Raw genomic sequence first — 4,855 nt, 5'->3', positions numbered from 1 at the left:
AAGGTTTCAATTAATTTGTCCATGCTCTTTCCTTGGAGGTATCTGTTCCTTTTGGTCGAATGATCAGATCGGGGAACGAGCAATTAGTTCCTCTGCCAGCTCAGTTTCTTATCCAGAGTTCAGGTAAATCATTAAATTGGGTACGGATTGTTCAACGCTTTCCTGTACGAATCATTATCGATAATCCTCCAGCATCTTTGATGCGTGTAGGGGCTTCAGCGGTTGCGGTAGTCAAGCATAGCGAAAATTGTGATGACCGTTCAAAAGAGTAATACTCGCGAGTTGATGTCGTATTTATGGTCTCAATCTCTGGAGGATTTACAGTCAGCGCCAGGGCGAGCGGGTTTAGCTTGGCGAATTGCACTGTTATGCGCTTTGGTAACCGCGGTCGGTATGATGTTTCAGATCCCTGAAGCTGCGATCAGCTGCTACCTAGTCATCTTTCTAATGAAGCCTGATGCGGTGGTCAATATTGTCACGGGTTTTGGCTTTCTCATCTTATTGCCCGGACTTATTGCGTTTTTGGTTTGGCTTATCAACCTAACGAATGGTTCGACGATGCATATCATGGCGGCTATTGTCGTCACTTCTGTTTTGCTGGTTTATCTTGGCGCGGCAACACAGCTAGGGGAGCAAGGTAGCGTAGCGGCGTTGATCATTGCTTTTTTACTTACTTTGATCGTTAAGGCACCGTTTGGCGAAGCGGCGAGCTTTGCACTGCGTGAAGCTTGGTTAATGGCTGCTATGCCGATGATATTAATGATCGGCTTTAATTTTCTACTCGGATTTTCACCAGTACAGCTATTACGGGATAAATTGCGCTCTCGATTGGCCGTGACTATTAAGGCATTAGAAACCGGTGACTCAGCCGCGTTACTTCAATATCTACGCGAAGGAAATAGTGCCTTTGAGCCGCAAGCGCTTACTGTAAAAGCACTTCGTTTAGTTAATCTTTCTGCCGCGCAACAGATAGCTACCGATATTCGTGCAGGTTTTAAACTCATGCTTGCTGTTTCCGCCTTACCCGCCTCTATGGATGCTGATCGCCGGGTCGCTCTAGTGGATGCTATTCGTGATATTGATGATTCACTTGCTCTGGGGAAGGCTCCCCAATGTTCAATTGCTCGTGCTCAAGATCTTGACACTGAAATGGGAGAAGCAGAGAAGCAGGCCTGGGATGCGCTCCGTTTACTTGCGGGAGCGAGTGAGCCTGAAATCGTGTCGACAAGCAAGCCCGCATTTGTTGCCCCAGACGCTTTCACTAATCCTGCCTACACTCGTTTTGCGTTCAAAACGACCTTAGCTGCGATGATTTGTTTTCTTATCTATACCGCTATCGATTGGCAAGGCATTCATACGGCGATGATTACTTGCTATGTAGCAGCATTAGGAACGACAGGAGAGACTTTACACAAGTTGGCGCTGCGCATTGTTGGGTGTTTGATAGGAGCATCACTTGGCATTGCCTCTATCTTTTGGGTGATACCTTATATCGATGATATTGCTTCGTTAATGGTATTGATATTTTTAGGCTGCTTAATTAGCGCTTGGATTTCAACTGGGCCAGAGCGTAGTTCTTATGCTGGTGTTCAGGTAGCGCTCGCCTTTCTTCTCACCGTATTGCAGGGTTTTGGTCCGAATCTGAGTTTGGAAACCGCGCAAGGTCGAATTTTTGGTATATTGCTCGGTAATGTTGTGGTTTATCTGATTTTTTCTCGTCTTTGGCCCGCGCCTTTAGAGGGCGAGGTCCGTACATTATTTTCTCGTGCTCTATCGGAGTTGGCTCGGATGGCTAGGTTACCTTCCCATCAACGCATACAGGCTTTGGGGCATACTGCTGCCGTAGAATCGTTAGTCGGAAAATGTGATGAAGCGTTGTGTCTATTGCCGTTTGAGCCCAAATGGTTACGCCCGCCACCAAAACGTGAAGTGGCTCTTAAAAAAGCGATGGATGAAATAGAATCGCTCAATAGAGCCATTTGGTTGAGCGATGAAACGGACCTTGGACCACTTGCTGATTTACTTGATGATCTTGCACTACGATTTCAAGATAAGTCCGGAGAGCCCGGTTCTTATAATATTGAATTGAAAGAGCGTTCTGATCTTTCCTCATCATTTATTGATTCACTGGATCACGTTATGGAGGCAGCATGATAAATAACGGTCGATATTATTTGCGATGTCGTGTTTGTTCTTCATTCATCGTATTAATGATGGTTTTGATAGTCTCTGGCTGCGTATCTAATGTGGATCACAGGGTGTCTCCAGCTCCGGATCAGCCATGGGTACCACGTGATGAGGATAAAACCGCATTATGGAGTTTGGCTGGTTCCGATGATAGTCAGCCCACTCCAACTCATGTTATTCCAGACTTCAGTATTCCCGAAAACCCTGCTCGTGCGCAATTTAGGCAAAATGAGTTTATTGATTCTGAACAACGCTATGGGCTCCCTGAATTGATTGATTTGGCACAACGAACGAATCCAGAAACACGAGCGGCTTGGCAACGCGCGAGACAAGCGGCAATTGCGGTTGGCATGGTCGAAAGTACTTACTTACCTTTCATTGCAGCAAGTGTTGTGGGAGGATCTCAGACGGTCACCGTTCCATTACCGGAAATTTTCGGCCAGCGTCATATCGATAATACAGAACAAGGCAGCGCACAAATACTGTCACTTCAATGGCTTCTGTTTGATTTTGGACAGCGAAAAGCGCTTACAATGGAAGGTCAGCAGGTTGCGGTAGCAGCAAATATTTTATTCAATGGCACACATCAAAAATTGATTTTCGATGTCTCTCAAGCTTATTACGGTTATGGTGCAGCCATTCAACGGCGAAGTTTTGCTGAGGAGGCCTTACACAACGCTCAAGATATTCAAGCGGCGGTTGCAGCAAGAGCGGATCAAGGGCTCGCTACGACCATGGATGTCGCTCAAGCACGGCAGGCCGTCGCTCAGGCTAAATTTCGTCGTATTCAGGCTATTGGTGATGAGCGTACGGCTTATTATCATCTGCTTGCCATTGTCGGTGTTAATAGCGAATTGAACGTTGATGCTGCTAATATAACGCAACACCCCCTTCCTAAACCCATTGATACTCCTATGGATAGGCTAATACAGCAAGCCTTATCACAACGTCCTGATGTTGCAGCAAGTTACGCCGCTTTACAGGCGAGTAAAGCTGGTGTTGATGCGGCTCAGGCGGGTTACTTACCCAAGGTTTATTTGGGTGCAAGTGCTAGCTGGGGATCTGGAAATTTCGATATTTCTGGTCTTCCCTCAATCAGTCAGCAGGGATCTGGGAACAGTGTTCTCTTGGGAATAACCGTACCTATTTATGATGGCGGTTTAAGAAGTGCGCGGGTTACAGAGGCTAAGTCTCGATTTGAGGCTGCTGAGGATGAGTTTCAGCGGGTACAAAATGCTGCCGTAGCAGAAATTATTGCTGCACATAACGCTTTACGCACGGCACATGAAGCCTATCATGCAGCAACCGAGCTGGTTGCAGCTGCGTCAATTACTTACGAAGCCGCCATTGCCGCTTATCGTAATGATATCGGTACGATTGATGCAATCACAGTCGCAGATACGGCATTACTTGATGCCCGACAAGCGCAAGGGGATGCTCATGTGGCGACACTTATTAGCTCAGTTAACTTAGCTTTTATTATGGGTAAACTGACTTCGCGCGAGAGCTTGCTCTGAAGTTAAAAATGCAGCCTCTAAGACGATAGCCATTGTTATTGGATTATCTCTGTTTTTTCTTAAGTCAGATTATTCATCCGCTTAGATAATTGAGATGGCAATATAACTACTACTGAAATATATCGCTTTCTAGCATTCAGGGCTTTACGCATTAATTTTTGACAATAGGTAAAGAAATAACATGAGCAATATTAAAAGTTTTAAGCCTTTTTCTATCGCTAAAATATATTTATTAGCCGTTTTGCTGGTCTTTAGTCTCTTCTATGTGCATGCATGGTTAATATTTGATGTCGCTGGAGATTTTCTACGAGCTCATCCTTGGTTTATTGAGCACTTTAGCCCGAGCTACGCCGGAAAGATAATTATCCTATGCTGTTTTATGATCCTATTTTTTGCCCATTTACTTGAGGTTGTCGGGTGGGGGATATTTTTGCGTTGGGCTGGATTAGTGTCTTCGGTCACAGAGGGATTATACTTTGTTGGTACTTCAATCAGTACTCTAGGTTATGGTGATGTTGTACTTACGAAGCCTTGGCGACAGATTGGGCCAATAATTGCTATCGCTGGAGTGCTTAAGTTCGGATGCTCAACGGCTTTTCTCTTCTTTGTAATCCAAACTGTGTGGGAAAATAGTTTCTAAAAACAGGTAATTACTATCATTTAAGGTGCTTTATCGCTGAGTATTACCATCAAAATATCATCATTACTCGGTGACACTTCCCCCCTTCTTTATCGCCCCATCTTCTAATCAGACCAGTTATACTTCTCATTTGTTTGATTGATAATTGTTTGTATTCGCATTATTGTTTGTGTTAATTTGTTGTTGCTGCTATGAGAAAGAATCACTTGTGGAGAAGATATTATTGTTTTTCCCTGCGTGACGTTATGCCACTTCAGCCTTGTAAACCCTCGAGGAATTAACCAAAAAATGGACATAAATACGGCCCCGATTAATCTTGTTAGACCGACCCTGAAGCGCTGTGCCCAATGATTATCCCTCGGGTGCGAATCGCGAAAAGTTATCGTGAGCTTACGGCAGCGTAGCTCAACTTATTTCAATTAACCTGATTTAATCATTGTAACTAAATCAACCCGGTCACAATGATGCCAGATAAACTCCTTAACACCCTCGCTAACTTTGAACAGTGGCG

3 protein-coding genes are annotated in these 4,855 nt (G+C 44.8%); all 3 read left to right on the top strand.

All coding sequences use genetic code 11. The annotated features are described in order from the left end of the window. Positions 1-252: 252 nt before the first annotated feature. The 3 genes from FKN93_RS16895 to FKN93_RS16885 all read left to right on the top strand — a co-directional run bounded on the left by FKN93_RS16895 (position 253) and on the right by FKN93_RS16885 (position 4,344). Positions 253-2,154, top strand: coding sequence for an FUSC family protein (locus FKN93_RS16895; RefSeq protein ID WP_154169559.1), 1,902 nt, complete (start codon positions 253-255; stop codon positions 2,152-2,154). A 104-nt stretch (positions 2,155-2,258) separates the two neighbouring features. Further along, complete coding sequence (locus FKN93_RS16890; RefSeq protein WP_212755192.1) at positions 2,259-3,704, top strand: TolC family protein; 1,446 nt, start codon at positions 2,259-2,261, stop codon at positions 3,702-3,704. A gap of 181 nt (positions 3,705-3,885) precedes the next feature. Next, a complete protein-coding gene (locus tag FKN93_RS16885) occupies positions 3,886-4,344 on the top strand; it encodes an ion channel (protein WP_170905715.1) in 459 nt (152 codons plus the stop codon). Positions 4,345-4,855: the final 511 nt, after the last annotated feature.

The organism is Vibrio sp. A8-1 (genome assembly GCF_013048685.1).
Classification (GTDB): domain Bacteria; phylum Pseudomonadota; class Gammaproteobacteria; order Enterobacterales; family Vibrionaceae; genus Vibrio; species Vibrio metschnikovii.
The sequence above is the reverse complement of the archived record's forward strand: the minus strand, read 5'-3'. Positions and strand labels throughout refer to the sequence as shown.

Coding starts and splice junctions, on each gene's coding strand:
- FKN93_RS16895 (WP_154169559.1), top strand. CDS start 253: ATGACCGTTCAAAAGAGTAATACTCGCGAGTTGATGTCGTATTTATGG.
- FKN93_RS16885 (WP_170905715.1), top strand. CDS start 3,886: ATGAGCAATATTAAAAGTTTTAAGCCTTTTTCTATCGCTAAAATATAT.